Here is a 17,626-nt window from a genome sequence, read left to right as displayed (position 1 = left end):
TTCACGCGAGGATCAGGCCACCCACCCAGAGCGCGGCGATCACCAGCCCGGCGAGGAACTCCACCAGCATCGACAGGCCGGCGGCCTTGAGCGCGTGCACCGTCGATGGCCAGGCGAGCTGGTTGCTGCCCAGCCGCAGCCGCTCGGCTCCCCAGATCCCGCCGACGAAGCCGACGACCAGGCCGACGACCGGGATCACGAAGAAGCCGACCAGCCCCAGCACCCCGCCGGCCAGCAGCGACGACGTCGGCACGCCGGCGTTCTTCAGGTTGCGCCCCGGCCACAGGTACTTGACGACGGCACCGCCGACGGCGACGACCGTGGCGGCGGCCAGCACCAGCCAGCGGCCCGCCCCGGCGGTGCCGAAGATCGCCCAGACCAGCACCCCGCCCCAGCACAGCGGCAGCGCGGGCAGGCCCGGCACGATCACCCCGGCGAGCCCGGCCAGGATGGCCAGCGCGGCCACGATCGACACCACCGCCTGCGAATCGGTGAGACTCACGGTGCCCCCTCCGCATCGTCGCGCAGCCGAGCGGTGATCTCGGCCGCCGGCACGGGCGGGCCGAACCAGCGCCCCTGCCCGGTGTCGCAGCGCAGCGACCGCAGCCGTTCCGCCTGCGCCTCCGTCTCCACCGCCTCGGCGGTCACCCACAGCTCCAACGCGTGCGCCAGCCGCACCAGCGCGTCCACGATCCGCTCGTCGCGGTGGTCGGTGGAAGCAGCGGAGACGGAGGCGGCAGCGGCGGCAGCGTCCGTGGCCAGGCCCGCGTCGCCGGGCCGGATGCCCTCCACGAACGGCCCCGCCAGCTTGAGGCAGTGGATGGGCATCCGCCGCAGGTACGCAAGGTTCGAGTATCCGGTGCCGAAGTCGTCGATCGCCAGCCGTACGCCCAGGTCGGCGAGCTGGTGCAGCGCGCGCAGCGGCTCGCCGGCGGTGCCCATCACGGCGCTCTCGGTCAGTTCGAGCTGGAGCAGCGCGGCCGGGAGGCCCGTGCGGCCCAGCGCGCCCGCCACCGTCTCGACGATGGCCGGGTCGTTGGCCTGCCGGGCGGCCAGGTTGACGCTGACCACCAGCTTCGCCTCGGGGAACGCGCGACGCCACGCCTCGGCGTCGCGGCACGCCTGCCCGAGCACCCACTCGCCGAGGCGGACGATCAGCCCGGTCTCCTCGGCCAGCCCGATGAACTGGTCCGGCCCGACCAGGCCCAGCTCCGGGTGTTGCCAGCGGACCAGCGCCTCCACGGCCACCATCGACGAGTCGAGCAGCGACACGATCGGCTGGTAGTGGACCACGAACTCGCCCCGGTCCAGCGCGGCGGGCAGGCCGGCGACCAGCGCGGAGCGGGCGATGTCGCGGGCGCTGCGCTCGGGGTCGTAGACGGCCCACCGGCCCCGGCCCTCGGCCTTCGCCCAGTAGAGGGTGGTGTCGGCGGCCTTCATCAGCTCCGACGCGCTGGTCTCCCCGGCCGGGCACTCGACGATGCCGATGCTGGCGGAGACGGCCAGCTGCTGGTCGCCGATGTGCACGGGGGCGGAGACCGCGGCGAGGGCCATCTCGGCGACGCCCACCGCGTCGTCGATGTCCTCGCCGCCGTCGACGAGGATGACGAACTCGTCGCCGCCCATCCGGGCGACGAGGTGCCCGTGCCCGGAGACGCACTCGGCCAGCCGCCGGGCGATCACCACCAGCAGCCGGTCGCCGAGGTCGTGCCCGAGGCTGTCGTTGACCGCCTTGAAACCGTCGAGGTCGAGGAAGCAGACCCCGATCCGGTGGTCGGGGCCCGCGTCGGCGAGGACCTGGCCGAGGGTCTCGAAGAACAGCGTACGGTTGGGCAGGCCGGTCAGCGGGTCGTGCAGCGCCTGGAAGCGCAGCCGCTGTTGCAGCTCGTACCGCTCGGTGATGTCCTCGATCATCGCCACGGTGAAGCGCGGCCGGCCGTCGTCGTGCCGGATCAGCGAGACGGCCAGGTCCGTCCAGACGATGCTGCCGTCCTTGCGGTAGTAGCGCTTCTCCACCCGGGCCGCGTCGTGCTTGCCCTCGATGAGCGCCTGGTAGAGCTCCCACATGCCGGCGGCGTCGTCGGGGTGGAACAACGACGCCACGTTCGTGCGGCGCAGCTCGCCGACGCTGTAGCCCAGCATGTCGGCGAACGCCTGGTTCACCTCGATGATCTGCCCGTCGACCCCGGCGATGCCGATGCCGATGGCCGCCCCGACGAAGACGGCCCGGAACCGCGCCTCGCTGTCGCGCAGCGCCTGCTCGACGAGGTCCCGGGCCTGCCAGGCGCTGCGGGCGATGCGTTCCTGCTGGGTGAAGGTGCGGTCGCGCAGCGCCCGGGCGAACCCGGCGGCGAGCCCACCCTGGAGGGCGGCGACCCGCTGGGCCGTGCCGGGGCGGCCCGCCCGGTCGGGCAGCACCTGGGCGACGAGCCGGTCCCCGAGCGCCGCGACCGACCAGTCGAGCAGGCCCGGCTCGGCCAGGTGCGCCTCGACCAGCGCCCGGCCGACGCTCTCGGCCGGCCGGGCGGTGAACGCCTCGGCCAGCAGCGCCCCGGCCAGTTGCTCCGTGTGGTCGAGGAGCAGCCGCTCGGCCTCGGCCGCGCTGAGCGGCACGAAGCCGAGCCGGCGGGCCGCGCGGGCCCACGCGGCGGCGTACGACTGGGCGCCGGCCCGGCTGAAGCCCTCGCCGCCGGTCGCCGGCACGCCCGTGGTGGTCGTGTCGCGGGCTGTGGCGTCGTCGCCGGTCGCCGGCGCGGCGGTCGCGTCGCCTCCGGGCTCCGGCAGGGCTGTGGCGTCACCGCCGGGTTCCGGCACGGCTGTCACGTCGGCCTAGCCGGCGGGCTGGTCGTACCGGGCGACGCCGCCGAACGCGCCGAACCGCTCGGGGTGTGCGTCCACGTCGGACGGCGAGTCGGGACGCCACAGCGGCATGTGCACCACGCCCGGCTCCAGGATCGTCCAGTCGCCGAAGAAGCCGGTGATCTCGGCGCGGGAGCGCAGCGTGATCTCGGTGGCGGTGCGCGCCGAGAGCCGCTGGGCGTCCAGCATCTCCTGCGGCTGGTCCTCGAACGTGGAGTGCGAGACGACGAGGAAGCTGCCCGGGGCGGCTGCCGCCCGCAGGGTGGCGAGGAGGTCGGCGGGACGGTCGGCGTCCGGTACGAAGTGGACCACCCCGGCGAGCAGGATGCCGACCGGGCGGTCGAGGTCGAGCAGGCCCATGGCCCGGCTCGCGGCGAGGATCGCCTCGGGCTGCCGCAGGTCGGCGTGGATCACCCCTGTCAGGTCGTTGCCGGCCAGCAGCTCTCGGCTGTGCGCCACCGCCACCGGGTCGATGTCGACGTAGACCACCCGGGCCTTCGGGTTCGCCGCCTGCGCCACCTCGTGGACGTTGCCGACGGTGGGAATTCCCGAGCCGATGTCGAGGAACTGGTCGATGCCGGCGTCCAGCAGCGCCCGGACCGCCCGGCGCAGGAACTCCCGGCCCGCCCGCATGGTCGCGGCCAGGTTCGGCGTCATGCTGGCGATCTGCTCGGCCAACTGCCGGTCGATCTCGAAGTTGTGCGCGCCGCCGAGGAAGTAGTCGTAGACCCGGGCCGCGCTCGGTCGACTCAGGTCGATCTCGGTGGGAAGTCCGTCCGTCATCCTGTGTCGCTCCCGCCAGTGGTCGCCGCGCCACAGGCCGTGCCGGTCGTCGGACACGGCACGGGGACAGCCGGGCACGCCGACCGGCAGACCCGCAGGTCTGTGGTGTTCCACACTCTAAGCCGCAGGTTCCACCATTCGCGAGGTCTGTTTCCCGACCGGGCCGTGGCCGGGCGGCCGGTCAGCCGGCTGACTCCAGCATGAGCGCGATGCCCTGCCCCACCCCGACGCACATCGTCGCCAGCGCCCGCCGGGCGTCGCGGCGGCGCAGCTCCAGGGCGGCGGTCAGGGCCAGCCGGGCCCCGCTGGCCCCCAGCGGGTGGCCCAGGGCGATCGCCCCACCGTTGGGGTTGACGTGCTCGGCGTCCTCGGGCAGGCCCCACTCGCGCAGCACCGCCACCGACTGGGCGGCGAACGCCTCGTTCAGCTCGATCACGTCGACGGCGTCGAGGCCGACGCCGAGCCGGTCGAGCAGCCTACGGGTCGCCGGCACCGGCCCGATCCCCATGATCCTTGGCGGCACGCCGGCCGCCGCCGCCCCGGTGACACGGGCCAGCGGGGTGAGACCGTACCGGGCCACCGCCGCCTCGCCGGCCACCAGCAACGCCACCGCGCCGTCGTTGACCCCGGAGGAGTTGCCGGCGGTCACCGTGCCGCCGTCGCGGAACGGGGTGGGCAGCGCGGCGAGCTTCGGAAGCGTCGTCTCCCGGGGGTGCTCGTCCACGTCGACCAGCTTCGTCTCGCGCCGGCCCGCCGGCACGGTCACCGGCACGATCTCCTCGGCGAACCGGCCGTCGGCCTGCGCCTTCGCGGCCCGCTGCTGCGACCGGTACGCGAACGCGTCCTGGGCGGCGCGGTCCACGCCGAATTCGGCGGCCACGTTCTCCGCCGTCTCCGGCATCGAGTCGATGCCCCAGCCCCGCTCCATCAGCGGGTTGACCAGCCGCCAGCCGATCGTGGTGTCGTACACCTCGGCGGCGCGGGAGAACGCGGCGGTGGCCTTCGGCATGACGAACGGCGCGCGGCTCATGCTCTCCACGCCGCCGGCCACGACCAGCTCCGCCTCGCCGGCCACGACCTGCCGGGCTGCGGTGGCCAGGGCGTCCAGGCCCGAGCCGCAGAGCCGGTTGACGGTGCTGCCGGGCACCTCGCCGGGCAGCCCGGCCAGCAGGGCCGCCATCCGGGCGACGTTGCGGTTGTCCTCGCCGGCCTGGTTGGCGCAGCCGAGGACCACGTCGTCGACGCGGGCCCAGTCCACCGACGGGTGGCGGGCCACCAGCTCCCGGATCACGTGCGCGGCGAGGTCGTCGGGGCGCACCCCGGCGAGCGCGCCGGCGTACCGGCCGATGGGGGTGCGGACACCGGCCACGAGATATGCCACGGTCATCGACGTAGTCCTTCGGGGTGGGAAGGCCGACACTCAACGGGCCTGCCGGGTCGCGGCGGGCGGCCCCAGGATATCCGCGCCGCGACCCCCCCGCCGCCGCCCCGCCCGCCGCATCGACGGTTGACTGTGTAAGGAGCCTCACGCAGGGCGGTCCTTCCACCCGGCGAGCGGGTGGGCGTATCGTCGGCGGGCGATGACCAACGTCTGGGACCTCACCGTCCGCCTGTACGTCGACCTCCGACGGCAGGCCAGCGGCGTCTGTCCGGCGCGGCCCGTCTCCTCCTGACGCCCGCCCGACCGCCGTTCTCTCCGCTTGGACGTTCCCATGGCTTCCGCCCTGCGCAAGTTTCCCTTCTCCCTCCAGATCCTGCTCGGCCTCGTGCTCGGCGTGGCGCTGGGCTTCGTCGCCCGCGCCAACGACCTGAGCTGGCTGGCCAGCACCCTCGACACCGTCGGCGGCCTCTTCGTCCAGCTGCTGAAGCTGGCCGTGCCGCCCCTGGTCTTCACCGCCATCGTGGTCAGCGTGGTCAGCCTGCGCGGCGTGGCCAACGCCGCCCGGCTGGCGCTGAAGACGCTGCTCTGGTTCGGCGCGACCGCGCTGATCGCGGTGAGCATCGGCATCGGCATCGGCCTGCTCACCGACCCCGGCCGGGGCGTCACCCTCGACGTGGGCGCCGCCGCCCCGCCGAAGACCACCGGCTCCTGGACCGACTTCCTCACCGGCATCGTCCCGACCAACCCGGTCGGCGCGTTCGTCGAGGGCAACGTGCTCCAGATCGTCTTCCTCGCCCTCGTGGTGGGCGCGGCGGCGCTGCTGGTCGGCGACGCCGCCGAGCCGTTCGTGGCGCTCAACCGGTCGCTGCTGAGCATCGTGCAGAAGGCGCTGTGGTGGGTGATCCGGCTCGCCCCGGTCGGCACCCTCGGCCTCATCGGCAACGCCGTCGCGTCGTACGGCTGGGACCTGCTGGCCCCGCTCGCGAAGTTCACCACCGCCGTGTACGTCGGCTGCGCGATCGTGCTGTTCGTGGTCTACCCGCTGCTGCTGCTCGCCGCCGGCCGCCTCAACCCGCTGCGCTTCTTCGCCGGGGCGTGGCCGGCCATCGAGCTGGCGTTCGTCTCCCGCTCCTCGGTCGGCACCATGCCGGTGACCCAGCGTTCCGTCGAGCGCCTCGGCGTCCCCCGCGAGTACGCCTCGTTCGCGGTGCCGTTCGGGGCGACCACGAAGATGGACGGCTGCGCCGCGATCTACCCGGCCCTCGCGGCGATCTTCGTCGCGCAGGTCTTCGGGGTGGACCTGGGCGTCGGCGACTACCTGCTCATCGCGTTCGTGTCGGTGGTCGGCTCGGCGGCCACCGCCGGCCTGACCGGCGCGATCGTGATGCTCACCCTGACCCTGAGCACGCTGGGCCTGCCGCTGGCCGGCGCCGGCCTGCTGCTGGCCATCGACCCGATCCTGGACATGATCCGCACCGCCACCAACGTGGCCGGCCAGGCCGTCGTGCCGACCATCGTGGCCGCCCGCGAGGGCACCCTCGACCGGGCCGCCTACGACTCGGCCGGTCGCCGCGACCTCACCGACCCCGAGCCGGGCGACGCCGGCCGAGGCGGCCCCGCCGACCCCGGGACGGGCGACGCCGGGCGGCCCGCCCGCGCCGGGGAACCGGCTCCCGTCCCCGCCTGACAGCCTCCGGAGGATCACGAGATGAGCAGCCTGTTCACGCCCCTGGCGCTGCGCGCCGTCACCCTGCCCAACCGGGTCGCCCTGGCCCCGATGTGCCAGTACAGCGCGGGCCCCGACGGCCTGCCGACCGACTGGCACCGCGTACACCTTGGTTCCCGCGCGGTGGGTGGTGCGGGCCTGGTGCTCACCGAGGCGACCGCCGTGGTGCCGGAGGGCCGGATCAGCCCGCAGGACGTCGGGCTCTGGTCCGACGCGCACGTCGACGCGTGGCGGCCGGTCACCGCGTTCGTCGCGGCGCAGGGCGCGGTGCCGGCGGTGCAGCTCGCGCACGCCGGGTTCAAGGCGTCGACGTACCGGCCGTGGGCGCCCCGGCGCGGCGGGGTGCCCGACGCCGAGGGCGGCTGGACGCCGGTCGGCCCCGGCGCGGAGCCGTTCGTGCCGGACTACCGGGTGCCGACCGCGCTCGACGAGGCGGGGATCGCGGGGGTGGTGGAGGCGTTCGCCACCGCCGCCGGCCGCGCGGTGGACGCCGGTTTCGCCGCCGTGGAGATCCACGCCGCGCACGGCTACCTGCTGCACGAGTTCCTCTCGCCGCTGACCAACCACCGCACCGACGGCTGGGGCGGGGACCGGGCGGGCCGGATGCGGCTGGCCCTGGAGGTGGCCCGCGCGGTGCGCGCGACGGTCGGCGAGAGCGTGCCCGTGCTCACCCGGATCTCCGCCACCGACTGGACCGAGGGCGGCTGGACGGTCGAGGACAGCGTGGTGCTCGCCGGGGAGCTGGCGGCGGCCGGCGTCGACCTGGTGGACGCCTCGTCCGGGGGCGCGGCTCCCCGGGCCACCATCCCGGTCGGCCCCGGCTACCAGGTGCCGCTCGCGGCCCGGATCCGCCGGGAGGCGGGCGTCGCGACGGGCGCGGTCGGCCTGATCGTCGAGCCGGAGCAGGCCGAGCAGATCGTGGCCGGCGGGGAGGCGGACCTGGTCCTGCTGGGTCGGGAGCTGCTGCGCGACCCGTACTGGCCCCGCCGGGCGGCGGCGAAGCTCGGCGCGACGCCCGACTGGCCCGCCCAGTACGAGCGCGCCTTCTGACCCCACCCGCCGCGCGCCCCGGGCCCGGGGCGCGCGGCGGGCCCGTAGGCGCGGGCGGGTCAGCCGGCCAGGTGGCCCCAGTCCCGTTCCAGGTCCCGCCAGGGGCCGTGGGCCGCGACCGTGCCGTCGACGAGCACCACCACCTGGTCGGCGCGGACCAGCGCCGCCCGCTTCGACGTCGAGCCCACCACCGTCACCCCGTGCTCGCGCAGCGCCGCCCACAGCTCCAGCTCCGTGGTGACGTCCAGCGCCGAGGACACGTCGTCGGCGACCAGCAGCTCCGTACGCGGGGCCAGCGCCCGGGCCAGCGCCAGCCGCTGGAGCTGCCCGCCGGACAGTCGGGTGCCCTTGTGCCCGATGAGCAGCCCCAACCCGCCCTCACCGACACCACCGGCCGCCGCCAGGTCGTGTTCGAGCTGGGCTGTCGACACCGCCGCGGCGGCGTCCACGTCGTGCCCGAGCGCCACGTTGTCGGCGACGGTGCCGGAGAGCACCCGGGGCAGCTGGCCGACGTAGCCGACCTGCTGGGGACGCAGGAACACCTCCGGCTCGGTGACCGGTTCGCCGTTCCAGCGCAGGGTGCCGGTGTGGTGCACGATCCCGGCGAGGGCGCGCAGCAGCGACGACTTGCCCGACCCGACCGGCCCGACGACGAGCACGAGCTGCCCGCGCTCGACGGTCAGGTCGACGTCGTGGACGGCGAGCGTCCCGTCGGTGTGCAGCGCGCCGAAGCCGGCCAGCTCCAGCCGGCGCAGCGGACGCCGGGGCGGGGGCTCCGGCGCGGGCGCGGTGCCGGCGGTCAGGTCGACCCCGGGCACCGACGCCGAGTAGGCACCGACCCCGGCCATCGCGACCGTCCGGCGCGTCCACACCCGGGCGGACGGCAGCTGGGACACCAGCGACGCCGTCGTCCAGGCGAACCAGCGGGCCGCGCCGAGCGTGGAGACCGCGACCAGCGTCGCCCCGGCGGACAGCCCGCCGCCGAGGTAGAGCGCCCAGGCGCCGATCGGCAGCAGGCCGCTGGCCAGGGCGGGCGTCGACCGGGCCCAGACCTGCACGGAGATCTCCCGCCGCTGCCGCTCGCTGCGGGCGGTGTCGAGGTCGGCGAGGTGGCCCAGCACCGGCCGGGTCGCGCCGGCCAGCTTCACCGTGCGGGCCGCCGACAGCGACGACACCAGCGCGGTGGCGAACGCCGCCCGCGCCGCCACGGTGGCCCGCGCCGAGCGTTCCAGGCGCGGCCCGAACAGCGTCGCGGCCAGCCCGGAGACGACCATCGTCCCGGCGAAGAACAGGGCCGGGACCCAACTGCCGGAGACCAGCGTCATGGTCACCACGATGAGCACGGAGATGGCCTGGTCGAGCATGTTGTCGGCGAGGATCACCACCCGTTCGGTGTCGCCGCCCTGGGCGACCACCTCCGCCGGGGTGTGCCCGCTGATCCGGCGCGGGCCGGTCTGCCCGTGCACCAGCCGCAGGCTGATCCGCAGCATCTGCCGCACCCACCAGTTGGGGAACATGGTGCTGGTGAGGTAGGGCACCGGGGTCGTCACCAGCAGCGCGGCGACGATGCCGACCGCCGGCCACCACGGGCCGCCCACCCCGTCGACCAGGTCGGCCCAGAGCCAGGGCAGGACCGAGCCGTCGAGGCCGAGCAGGCCCCCGAGCCCGAACAGCGTGATCGCCGCGAGGCCGTACCGCGGGTTGTTGGTGGTGAGGCGGAGGATCTCCCGCATCGTGCGGGTGCGCGGGGCCGGCGGCAGCTCGGGCGGCTCGACCTTCACCCGCGCGGCCCCGACGGGCGCGGCGGACCTTGCGGGGCCGCCGGGCGCGTCCGACGGCGGCGGGTCGGTTAGCACGGCGGCGCCGCCGGCCCGCCCGCCGACGCCCGCGCCGGCCCCGACACCCGCTCCGGCGTACGCGGAGGCGTGGCTGACGGCCAGCAGCTCGGCGAACCGTTCCGAGGCGTGCAGCGGCCCCGCCTCGACGACCGCGCCGTCGGCCAGCACCACCACCTCGTCGCAGCGGCGCACCGAGGAGAGCCGGTGGGCGATGACGATGCCGATCCGGTCGGCGAGCAGCCGGTCGGTGGCCCGCTGCACCAGCGTCTCCGTGACCGGGTCCAGCCGCGCGGTGGCCTCGTCGAGGATCACCACGTGCGGGTCGCGGACCAGGATCCGGGCGAACGCGACGAGCTGCTCCTGCCCGGCGGACAGCACGTGCCCGCCCTCGCCCAGCCGGGTGTCCAGGCCGTCGGGCAGCCCGGCGATCCAGCCGGTCAGCCCCAGCTCGTCCAGCGCCCGGGCGGCGTCGGCGAGCAGGTCGGGGTCGAACAGCGCGACGTTCTCGGCGAGGGTGCCGGCCAGGATCTCGGTGCGCTGCGGCACCACGGCGATCCACCGGCGCAGCAGCTCGACGTCGAGGTCGAGCAGGTCGGTGTCGCCGAGCAGGACGGTGCCGCGCGGCAGGTCCACGGCCCGGGTGAGCACCTTGGCCAGGGTCGACTTGCCGGATCCGGTGCGGCCGACGAGGGCGTACGACCGGCCCCGGGCGAACGTCAGCGAGACGTCGCGCAGCGCCGGCGCGCGGTCGCCGTCGGAGCCGCCGGCCGGGTAGCGGTAGGTGAGATGGCGCACGACCAGGTCGCCGTCGACGGGCTCCCGGCCGCCGGCCGGCTCCTGCGGGGCGTCCTGGAGCAGCTGCACCCGCCCCCAGGCGCCGAGCGCGTACTGCAGCTCGGGCACCATCCGGCTGACGTGCTCGACGGTCGCGCCGAACGCGAGCACGAGCAGCCACACGGCGGTCAGCCGGGCCGCGTCGATCCGGCCGGCGGCCAGCGCCCACGCCCCGCCGAGGACCACCCCGACGATGCCGACGCGGATGACGCCGGCACCGGTCGCGGTCACCCACGCCGACATCCGCCACACCAGGTTGCCCCGGACCAGCACCGTCGCCGCGCGGCGGGCGAAGAGCCGCAGCACGTACGGCCGGGCGAGGCTGGTGCGCACGTCGTCCTGGCCGTGGACGGCCTCCTCCATCACGGCGGCGAGGTCGGTCCAGGCCTCCTCCTCGGCCATCCGGGCCGGGGCGATCCGCCGCGTCGGGCGGCGCAGGACGAGGGCGAGCAGCGCGGTCAGGGCGAGCATGCTCACCCCGGCCGGCCACCAGACGAACATGGCGACGACCGTGGAGAGCAGGCCGGTGGCGCTCATCTGGGCGATGCGTACGCCGTGCCCGCGCACCTCGGAGGCCACCTGGTAGACGTCGCCGTCGATGCGGTCCAGCAGCTCGCCGACCGGGGTGCCCTCCAGGGTGGGCAGGTCCTGCCCGAGCGCCACCCGGCACAGCCGCCGCCGCACGTCTGCCGACCAGTCGGCGGTGACCCCGGCCATCACGAGCCCGATGGTGAGGTCGGTGACGACGGCCGCGCACAGCGCCACGGCCAGGACCGCGAACAGGAGGCCCGAGCGGTGCACCAGCACCGGGCCGGCGAGCGCCGCGGCGGCGGCCTGGCCGGCGGCGCCGAGCACGATCAGCGTCGCCACCAGCGTCATCCGGCGCGCCGAGGTGGCCCACAGGTCACGGAAAAGGCGCATGTCGGTCCCTCCGGACACTCGGGTGGCGGTGTTTCCACCCTCCGTGATCCGGCCGACGCCTTCAACGCATTTACCGTCCGCGCCACCCGCCCGGGTGTCGGGGCCTCGGGCTCTCCGCGCTCCCGCGCACGTCAGAAGAGGACGGTGGCGAGGGTGCCGACCGGGCGGAACCCGCAGCGTTCGTAGACGCGGCGGGCCGGCAGGTTGAAGTCGTTGACGTACAGGCTGACGGTCGGGGCGACCCGCAGCAGCGCGTCCCGGGTGACCGCCGCCATCGCCGCCGTGGCGATCCCCCGGCCGCGCCACTCCGGGGCGACCCAGACCCCCTGGACCTGCGCGGTGTGCCGGGTCACCACCGCCAGCTCGGCCTTGAAGACGACCTGGCCGTCGACGAACCGCGCGTACGCCCGCCCGGCCCGGACCAGGTCGGCGACCCGCCGCCGGTAGCCGCGCCCGCCGTCCTCGATTAGCGGCGAGACGCCGACCTCCTCGGTGTACATGGCCACGGCGGCGGGGAAGAGGCGGTCCACCTCGTTGCCGCGTACCAGCCGCACGTCGGGGTCGATGACGACCGACGGGAGCGCGTCGGTGGCCAGCAGCGGCTGGTTGGGCCGGACGTCCCGGGCCGGCCCCCAGTGCCCGCAGAGCCGGTCCCAGAGGCCGAGCACCGCGTCGGCCCGCCCGACGATCGACGAGCAGAGCCGTTCCTCGGCGGCGAGCAGCTCGGCGTAGGCGGCGACGGCCGACTCCGAGGCGAGCACGGGGGTGAGGTTGCCGCCGAGCCAGCAGATCGACTCGAGGTGGCGGCGCGCGCCGTAGCCCAGGATGCGCGCCTCGGCCCGCCACCAGGCCAGCCCGCGCGCGGTGACCCGCTCGGCGACCTGCGCCCCCGCGAACGGGTCGAGGTCGAGCAGCCGCTCGACCGCACGCCGCTCCGACTCCCCGAGTTGCCGCACCGGCGCCGTCAGCACGCCTCCAGCCTGCCAGATCGGCCGCCCGCCCCGCCGGCCGAGTACGGAGTCCGCCGCGGGCTGGGCCGGGGTCGCGCCGGCCCGGCGGCCGGCGGCGCACAAACGAGTTGTTGCCGATCCGTTGGCGATATATCGTTGATGCATCAGCGACAGAACTTCGAGGGGAGAGAACCATGGGGTTCCACCGACGGACGCACATGCACGAGGCGCGGATGCGGGGCTTCGGCTTCCCGCCGTTCCCACCCGGTCCCCCCGGCCCGCCCTTCCCGCCGGTCCCGCCCGGGCACGGGGGCCCGCACGGCGGCGGGCGGGGTGGCCACCGGGGGCGAGGCCGGGGGCGGCGACCCAACGTCCGCGCCGCCGTGCTGGCCCTGCTCACCGAGCGGCCGATGCACGGCTACGAGATGATCCAGGAGATCGACTCCCGCACCGGCGGGGCCTGGCGGCCCAGCCCCGGGTCGATCTACCCGACCCTCCAGCTCCTGGAGGACGAGGGCGTCGTCGCCGCCACCACAGAGGAGGCCGGCGGCGGGCGCAAGCGGTTCACCGTCACCGAGGCGGGCCGGGCCGAGGCCGACGAGGCGGCGCAGGCCCCGCCGTGGGGCGAGTTCGCCGAGGACACCGTCGCGAGCTGGCACGACATCCGCGACGCCGGCACGCAGGCGATGCACGCGCTGCGGCAGGTGATGATGACCGGCACGGACGACCAGCGGGAGCGGGCCGCGCAGGTGCTCGCCGAGACCCGGCGCAAGCTCTACGCCATCCTCGCCGAGGGGTGAGAGGGCACACGACAGGGGGCCGTTCCCGGCGGAACGGCCCCCTGTCGGCGCGTGGTGCGGCGTGGTGCGGCGGGTCAGTGCACCGTGACGGTGGCCCCCGGGAGCAGGTCCCGCAGCTCCTCGGGCAGCTCCGCGCCCATCTCGTCGGCGATCCGCAGCGCCTCTTCGATCAGCGTCTCCACGATCTGCCCCTCGGGGACGGTCTTGACGACCTTGCCCTTGACGAAGATCTGCCCCTTGCCGTTGCCCGAGGCGACGCCCAGGTCGGCCTCGCGGGCCTCCCCCGGACCGTTGACGACGCAGCCCATGACGGCCACCCGCAGCGGCACCGGCAGCCCCTCCAGGCCGGCGGTGACCTCCTCGGCCAGCTTGTAGACGTCGACCTGGGCCCGCCCGCAGGACGGGCAGGAGACGATCTCCAGGCCCCGCTCGCGCAGCCCCAGCGACTCCAGGATCTGGTTGCCGACCTTGATCTCCTCCACCGGCGGGGCGGACAGCGACACCCGGATCGTGTCGCCGATCCCCTCGGCCAGCAGCGCGCCGAAGGCGACCGCCGACTTGATGGTGCCCTGGAACGCCGGCCCGGCCTCGGTGACGCCGAGGTGCAGCGGGTAGTCGCAGCGCTCGGCGAGCTGCCGGTACGCCCGGATCATGACCACCGGGTCGTTGTGCTTCACCGAGATCTTGATGTCGCGGAAGCCGTGCTCCTCGAACAGCGAGCACTCCCACAGCGCCGACTCGACCAGCGCCTCGGCGGTGGCCTTGCCGTACTTGGCGAGCAGTCGCTTGTCCAGCGAGCCGGCGTTGACGCCGATGCGGATCGGCACCCCGGCGTCGCCGGCCGCCTTCGCGATCTCCTTGACCTTGTCGTCGAACTGCCGGATGTTGCCCGGGTTCACCCGCACGGCGGCGCAGCCGGCGTCGATCGCGGCGAAGACGTACCTGGGCTGGAAGTGGATGTCGGCGATCACCGGGATCTGCGACTTGCGGGCGATGGCCGGCAGCGCCTCCACGTCGTCCTGCGAGGGCACGGCGACCCGGACGATCTGGCAGCCGGACGCGGTCAGCTCGGCGATCTGCTGGAGGGTGGCGTTGACGTCGGAGGTGAGGGTGGTGGTCATCGACTGCACCGACACCGGCGCGCCCCCACCGACCGGCACCGAGCCGACCATGATCTGGCGGCTGGCCCGGCGCGGGGCGAGCGCGGGGGGCGGCGCGACGGGCATACCGAGACTGACTGCGGTCACTTCAGGCACTCACCTTGAGAAGAGCGTGATCGGGTTGACGACGTCCGCGGTGACGGTCAGCAGCGTGAACACGCCGCCGATCAGGATCACCACGTACGTGATGGGCATGAGCTTGAGATAGTCGACGCGGCCCGGGTCCGGGCGGCCGAACCGGGCGAAGACCCAGGACCGGACCCGCTCGAACCAGGCGATGGCGATGTGCCCGCCGTCGAGCGGCAGCAACGGCAGCAGGTTGAACACGCCGATGAAGAAGTTCAGCGACACGAACAGCATGAAGAACACCAGCCAGGCGTTGTTCTCCACGGCCTCACCGCCGAGCCGGCTCGCGCCGACCACGCTGATCGGGGTGTCCACGTCCCGCTCGCCGCCGCTGATGGCCGTCCAGAGGGCGGGCACCTTCTGCGGGATGCGCTTCATCGCCTCGTACGTGCCGACGGCCATGTCGCCGGTGAACCGGGCGGTCCCGCCGAGGGCGGCGACCGGGCCGTACTGGACCCGGGTGGGGGTGCTGAACTGGAGGCCGATGCCGAGCGCGGCGACCGGGCCGACCGCGCCCTTCGGGTCGTCCAGGGGCGGGCGCTGGGTCTGCGCGAGCACGGTGCTCGTGGTGCCGGGCTGGCCGTCGCGGACGTACCCGATCTGGGCGGTGTCGCCCGGCTTGGTGGCCCGCAGCGCGGTCAGCAGCTCGCCGTAGTTGTTGATCGGGGTGCCGTTGAACGAGGTGATCCGGTCGCCGTCGCGCAGGTTGGCCGTCGCGGCCGGGCTGGCCGGGTCGCTCGTCGCGCACTCGCGCACGGCGTTCTCCGGCACCACGCACCTGGCCAGGGCGATGACCGCCGGCTCCTGGCGGGCCTCGGCGTCGGTGGTCGGGAAGTCCGGGTTGGGCAGGCCGGCGGAGACGGCGATGATCCAGGTCGCGACGAGGGCCAGCGCGAAGTGGGTGACCGACCCGGCGGACATCACGATCGTCCGCTTCCAGACCGGGTAGCGCCACATCGCCCGGTGCTCGTCGCCCGGCTCGACGTCGTCGTCCTGCGGCGTCATTCCGACGATCTTGCAGAAGCCGCCGAGCGGGATGCCCTTGAGGCCGTACTCGGTCTCGCCCCGCTTGAAGCTCCAGATGGTGGGGCCGAAGCCGACGAAGTAGCGGGTGACCTTCATCCCGAACGCCTTGGCGGTGAGCATGTGCCCCGCCTCGTGCAGGCTGACCGAGACGAGGATGGCCAGGGCGAACAGGACCACCCCGAGCAGGTACGCCATCAAGCTCCTTCCACCGATGCCGATGCCGACGACGCCGCCGAGACCGACGACGACGCCGATGGTGACGCCACGATGATCTCCTGCGCGTGCGCGCGCGCCCACGACTCGGCGGCGAGCACGTCCTCGACGGTACCTGGTTCGGCGAAATCGGGAGCGTCGTCCAGCACCCGCCGGAGGGTGTCCACGATGCCGAGGAACGGCAGCCGGCCGGCGACGAACGCCGCGACGCACTCCTCGTTGGCCGCGTTGTAGATCGCCGGGCGGCAGCGCCCGGCCTCCCCGGCCGCCTTGGCCAGCGCCACCGCCGGGAACGCCTCGTCGTCGAGCGGGGCGAACTCCCAGGTGTGCGCGGTGGTCCAGTCGACGGCGGCGGCGGCGTCCGGCACCCGGTCGGGCCAGCCGATGCCCAGCGCGATGGGCAGCCGCATATCGGGCGGGCTGGCCTGGGCCAGCGTCGACCCGTCGGCGAACTCGACCATCGAGTGGATCACCGACTGCGGGTGCACCATGACGGTGATGTCGGCGTAGGGCACGTCGAACAGCTCGTGCGCCTCGATCACCTCCAGCGCCTTGTTGACCATCGTCGCGGAGTTGATCGTGACGACCGGCCCCATGTTCCAGGTCGGGTGCGCCAGGGCCTGCTCGGGCGTGACCTGCGTCAACTCGTCGCGCCGCCGTCCCCGGAACGGCCCGCCGCTGGCGGTGACCACCAGCCGGCGCACCTCGCCCCGGGCGCCGCCGCGCAGGCACTGGGCCAGCGCCGAGTGCTCGGAGTCGACGGGCACGATCTGCCCCGGCCGCGTCACCGCGGCCTTCACGAGCGGGCCGCCGGCCACGAGCGACTCCTTGTTGGCCAGGGCGAGGGTACGCCCGGCGCGCAGCGCCGCGAGCGTCGGCGCGAGCCCCAGCGAGCCGACCACCCCGTTGAGTACGACGTCGCAGGGCCACTGCGCCAGCTCGGTCATCGCGTCCGGCCCCGCCACGATCTTGGGCAGCTTGAAGTCGCCGCTGGACCAGCCCCGCCGGCTCGCCTCGGCGTAGAAGGCGAGCTGGAGGTCCTGCGCGGCCGACGCCTTCGCCACCCCGACCGCCTCGACGCCCAGTTCGAGGGCCTGCGCGGCGAGCAGCTCGACGTTGCCGCCCCCGGCGCCGAGCGCCACCACCCGGAACCGGTCGGGGTTGCGCCGGACGATGTCGATGGCCTGGGTGCCGATCGAGCCGGTCGAGCCGAGCAGCACAAGATCGCGGGGAGTTGTCACCCGTCCATTCTTCCCCAGCCGGGCTGTGCGCCCGCCGGGAGCCTCACCGCCGTCAGGGCGCCTCGTCGTCGAGCAGGTCGGCCGGGTCGACCGTGAATTCGAACGGGCGGCTCATCGTGAACGTGCTGCCGGCCGCGGCGGCGGCGAGCGGGCGGTACTCGCCGTCGACCAGCTCGTACAGGGCCAGCGTCGGCACCCGGTTGCGCAGGTCGACGCGGAGGAAGAACGGCACTGCGGCGGCGGCGTACTCGCGGGGGCGGTCGATCACGTCCTTGCGCCGGTTGCCCGGTGAGACGACCTCCCCGAGCAGCACGGCGTCGCTGATCTTCATCGTCGTCCGGCCGCCGCCCGAGGCACGCAACACGGCGATGTCGGGGATGAACAGGTCGTCGCCCGAGACGATGTTGACCTCGTGGTAGAGCCAGAGCCCCGCCCGCCGGGCCGCCTGCTTGAGCAGGTAAGCCAGGTCGAGTTCGACGTTCTGGTGGTCGAAGCCGGCATGTGGTGTCACGATCACGCTTCCGCTCAGGACCTCGACCTTGGGGCCGTTGGTCTCCGGCAAGAGGTCGAGGGCGAGCCGCGCCGTCCACGGCTCGTCGTGCCACCGGAGCACGTCGAACGACGGCTCGGGCCGCTGCGACGCCGGCTCGGGCGCAAACGCTGCCTGGGCCATCGGGCTCACCCCCTCAGCGCGACATTCTGCTCAGGTCAGCCTAGC

The 17,626-nt window shown here is 74.5% G+C and carries 13 protein-coding genes; 3 read left to right on the top strand and 10 right to left on the bottom strand.

Translation table 11 applies throughout. From position 1 onward, the window contains the following. Position 1: 1 nt before the first annotated feature. From TK50_RS09405 to pcaF, 4 genes are all read right to left on the bottom strand, one after another. Positions 2–502 (bottom strand): DUF456 domain-containing protein, encoded by a 501-nt coding sequence (locus tag TK50_RS09405; RefSeq protein WP_043962389.1) that lies wholly within the window; start codon positions 500–502, stop codon positions 2–4. Further along, the gene (locus tag TK50_RS09400; protein ID WP_043964170.1) at positions 499–2,703 is read right to left on the bottom strand and encodes a putative bifunctional diguanylate cyclase/phosphodiesterase; all 2,205 of its coding nucleotides are present in this window, start codon (positions 2,701–2,703) and stop codon (positions 499–501) included. Before TK50_RS09400 ends, TK50_RS09405 begins: the two co-directional genes overlap by 4 nt. Before the next feature lie 126 nt (positions 2,704–2,829). Continuing rightward, positions 2,830–3,642, bottom strand: a complete 813-nt coding sequence (locus TK50_RS09395; RefSeq protein WP_043964169.1) for an SAM-dependent methyltransferase — start codon at positions 3,640–3,642, stop codon at positions 2,830–2,832. A 181-nt stretch (positions 3,643–3,823) separates the two neighbouring features. Next, on the bottom strand, positions 3,824–5,029 hold the full coding sequence (gene pcaF, locus TK50_RS09390; protein WP_043962388.1) for a 3-oxoadipyl-CoA thiolase: 1,206 nt from the start codon (positions 5,027–5,029) through the stop codon (positions 3,824–3,826). Positions 5,030–5,366: 337 nt separating this feature from the next. Between pcaF and TK50_RS09385 the strand changes: the two genes are divergently transcribed. After that, entirely contained in the window at positions 5,367–6,710 is a 1,344-nt protein-coding gene (locus tag TK50_RS09385) for a dicarboxylate/amino acid:cation symporter (RefSeq protein WP_043964167.1), read from the top strand. A gap of 21 nt (positions 6,711–6,731) precedes the next feature. Continuing rightward, positions 6,732–7,799, top strand: a complete 1,068-nt coding sequence (locus tag TK50_RS09380; RefSeq protein WP_043962387.1) for an NADH:flavin oxidoreductase/NADH oxidase — start codon at positions 6,732–6,734, stop codon at positions 7,797–7,799. Positions 7,800–7,858: 59 nt separating this feature from the next. On the opposite strand, the gene TK50_RS09375 is transcribed toward TK50_RS09380, so the two are convergent. Together TK50_RS09375 and TK50_RS09370 are read right to left on the bottom strand one after the other, a co-directional pair. Beyond that, positions 7,859–11,392, bottom strand: coding sequence for an ATP-binding cassette domain-containing protein (locus tag TK50_RS09375; RefSeq protein WP_043962386.1), 3,534 nt, complete (start codon positions 11,390–11,392; stop codon positions 7,859–7,861). Between the two features lie 131 nt (positions 11,393–11,523). Then, entirely contained in the window at positions 11,524–12,363 is an 840-nt protein-coding gene (locus TK50_RS09370) for a GNAT family N-acetyltransferase (RefSeq protein ID WP_043964165.1), read from the bottom strand. A gap of 173 nt (positions 12,364–12,536) precedes the next feature. Between TK50_RS09370 and TK50_RS09365 the strand changes: the two genes are divergently transcribed. Continuing rightward, the gene (locus TK50_RS09365; protein ID WP_043962385.1) at positions 12,537–13,142 is read left to right on the top strand and encodes a PadR family transcriptional regulator; all 606 of its coding nucleotides are present in this window, start codon (positions 12,537–12,539) and stop codon (positions 13,140–13,142) included. Between the two features lie 74 nt (positions 13,143–13,216). Here the strand turns inward: TK50_RS09365 and ispG are convergent, their stop codons facing one another. Genes ispG through TK50_RS09345 form a run of 4 tightly spaced genes read right to left on the bottom strand, consistent with a single transcriptional unit; the run spans position 13,217 to position 17,581 of the window. After that, positions 13,217–14,389, bottom strand: a complete 1,173-nt coding sequence (gene ispG / locus TK50_RS09360; RefSeq protein WP_043962384.1) for a flavodoxin-dependent (E)-4-hydroxy-3-methylbut-2-enyl-diphosphate synthase — start codon at positions 14,387–14,389, stop codon at positions 13,217–13,219. Positions 14,390–14,398: 9 nt separating this feature from the next. Next, positions 14,399–15,649: a M50 family metallopeptidase gene (locus tag TK50_RS09355; RefSeq protein WP_043962383.1), complete on the bottom strand. Its 1,251-nt coding sequence runs from the start codon at positions 15,647–15,649 to the stop codon at positions 14,399–14,401. Further along, a complete protein-coding gene (gene dxr / locus TK50_RS09350; RefSeq protein WP_043962382.1) occupies positions 15,649–16,908 on the bottom strand; it encodes a 1-deoxy-D-xylulose-5-phosphate reductoisomerase in 1,260 nt (419 codons plus the stop codon). The genes TK50_RS09355 and dxr overlap by 1 nt, the downstream gene beginning before the upstream one ends. Before the next feature lie 52 nt (positions 16,909–16,960). After that, on the bottom strand, positions 16,961–17,581 hold the full coding sequence (locus TK50_RS09345) for a Uma2 family endonuclease (RefSeq protein WP_043962381.1): 621 nt from the start codon (positions 17,579–17,581) through the stop codon (positions 16,961–16,963). Positions 17,582–17,626 lie beyond the last annotated feature (45 nt).

The organism is Micromonospora haikouensis, assembly GCF_000876225.1.
GTDB lineage: Bacteria > Actinomycetota > Actinomycetes > Mycobacteriales > Micromonosporaceae > Micromonospora > Micromonospora haikouensis.
Note: the sequence above shows the minus strand (reverse complement) of the source record. Positions and strands in the feature narration are given on the sequence as shown.

Coding starts and splice junctions, on each gene's coding strand:
- TK50_RS09365 (WP_043962385.1), top strand. CDS start 12,537: ATGGGGTTCCACCGACGGACGCACATGCACGAGGCGCGGATGCGGGGC.
- TK50_RS09395 (WP_043964169.1), bottom strand. CDS start 3,642: ATGACGGACGGACTTCCCACCGAGATCGACCTGAGTCGACCGAGCGCG.
- TK50_RS09375 (WP_043962386.1), bottom strand. CDS start 11,392: ATGCGCCTTTTCCGTGACCTGTGGGCCACCTCGGCGCGCCGGATGACG.
- TK50_RS09355 (WP_043962383.1), bottom strand. CDS start 15,649: ATGGCGTACCTGCTCGGGGTGGTCCTGTTCGCCCTGGCCATCCTCGTC.
- pcaF (WP_043962388.1), bottom strand. CDS start 5,029: ATGACCGTGGCATATCTCGTGGCCGGTGTCCGCACCCCCATCGGCCGG.
- TK50_RS09380 (WP_043962387.1), top strand. CDS start 6,732: ATGAGCAGCCTGTTCACGCCCCTGGCGCTGCGCGCCGTCACCCTGCCC.
- TK50_RS09345 (WP_043962381.1), bottom strand. CDS start 17,581: ATGGCCCAGGCAGCGTTTGCGCCCGAGCCGGCGTCGCAGCGGCCCGAG.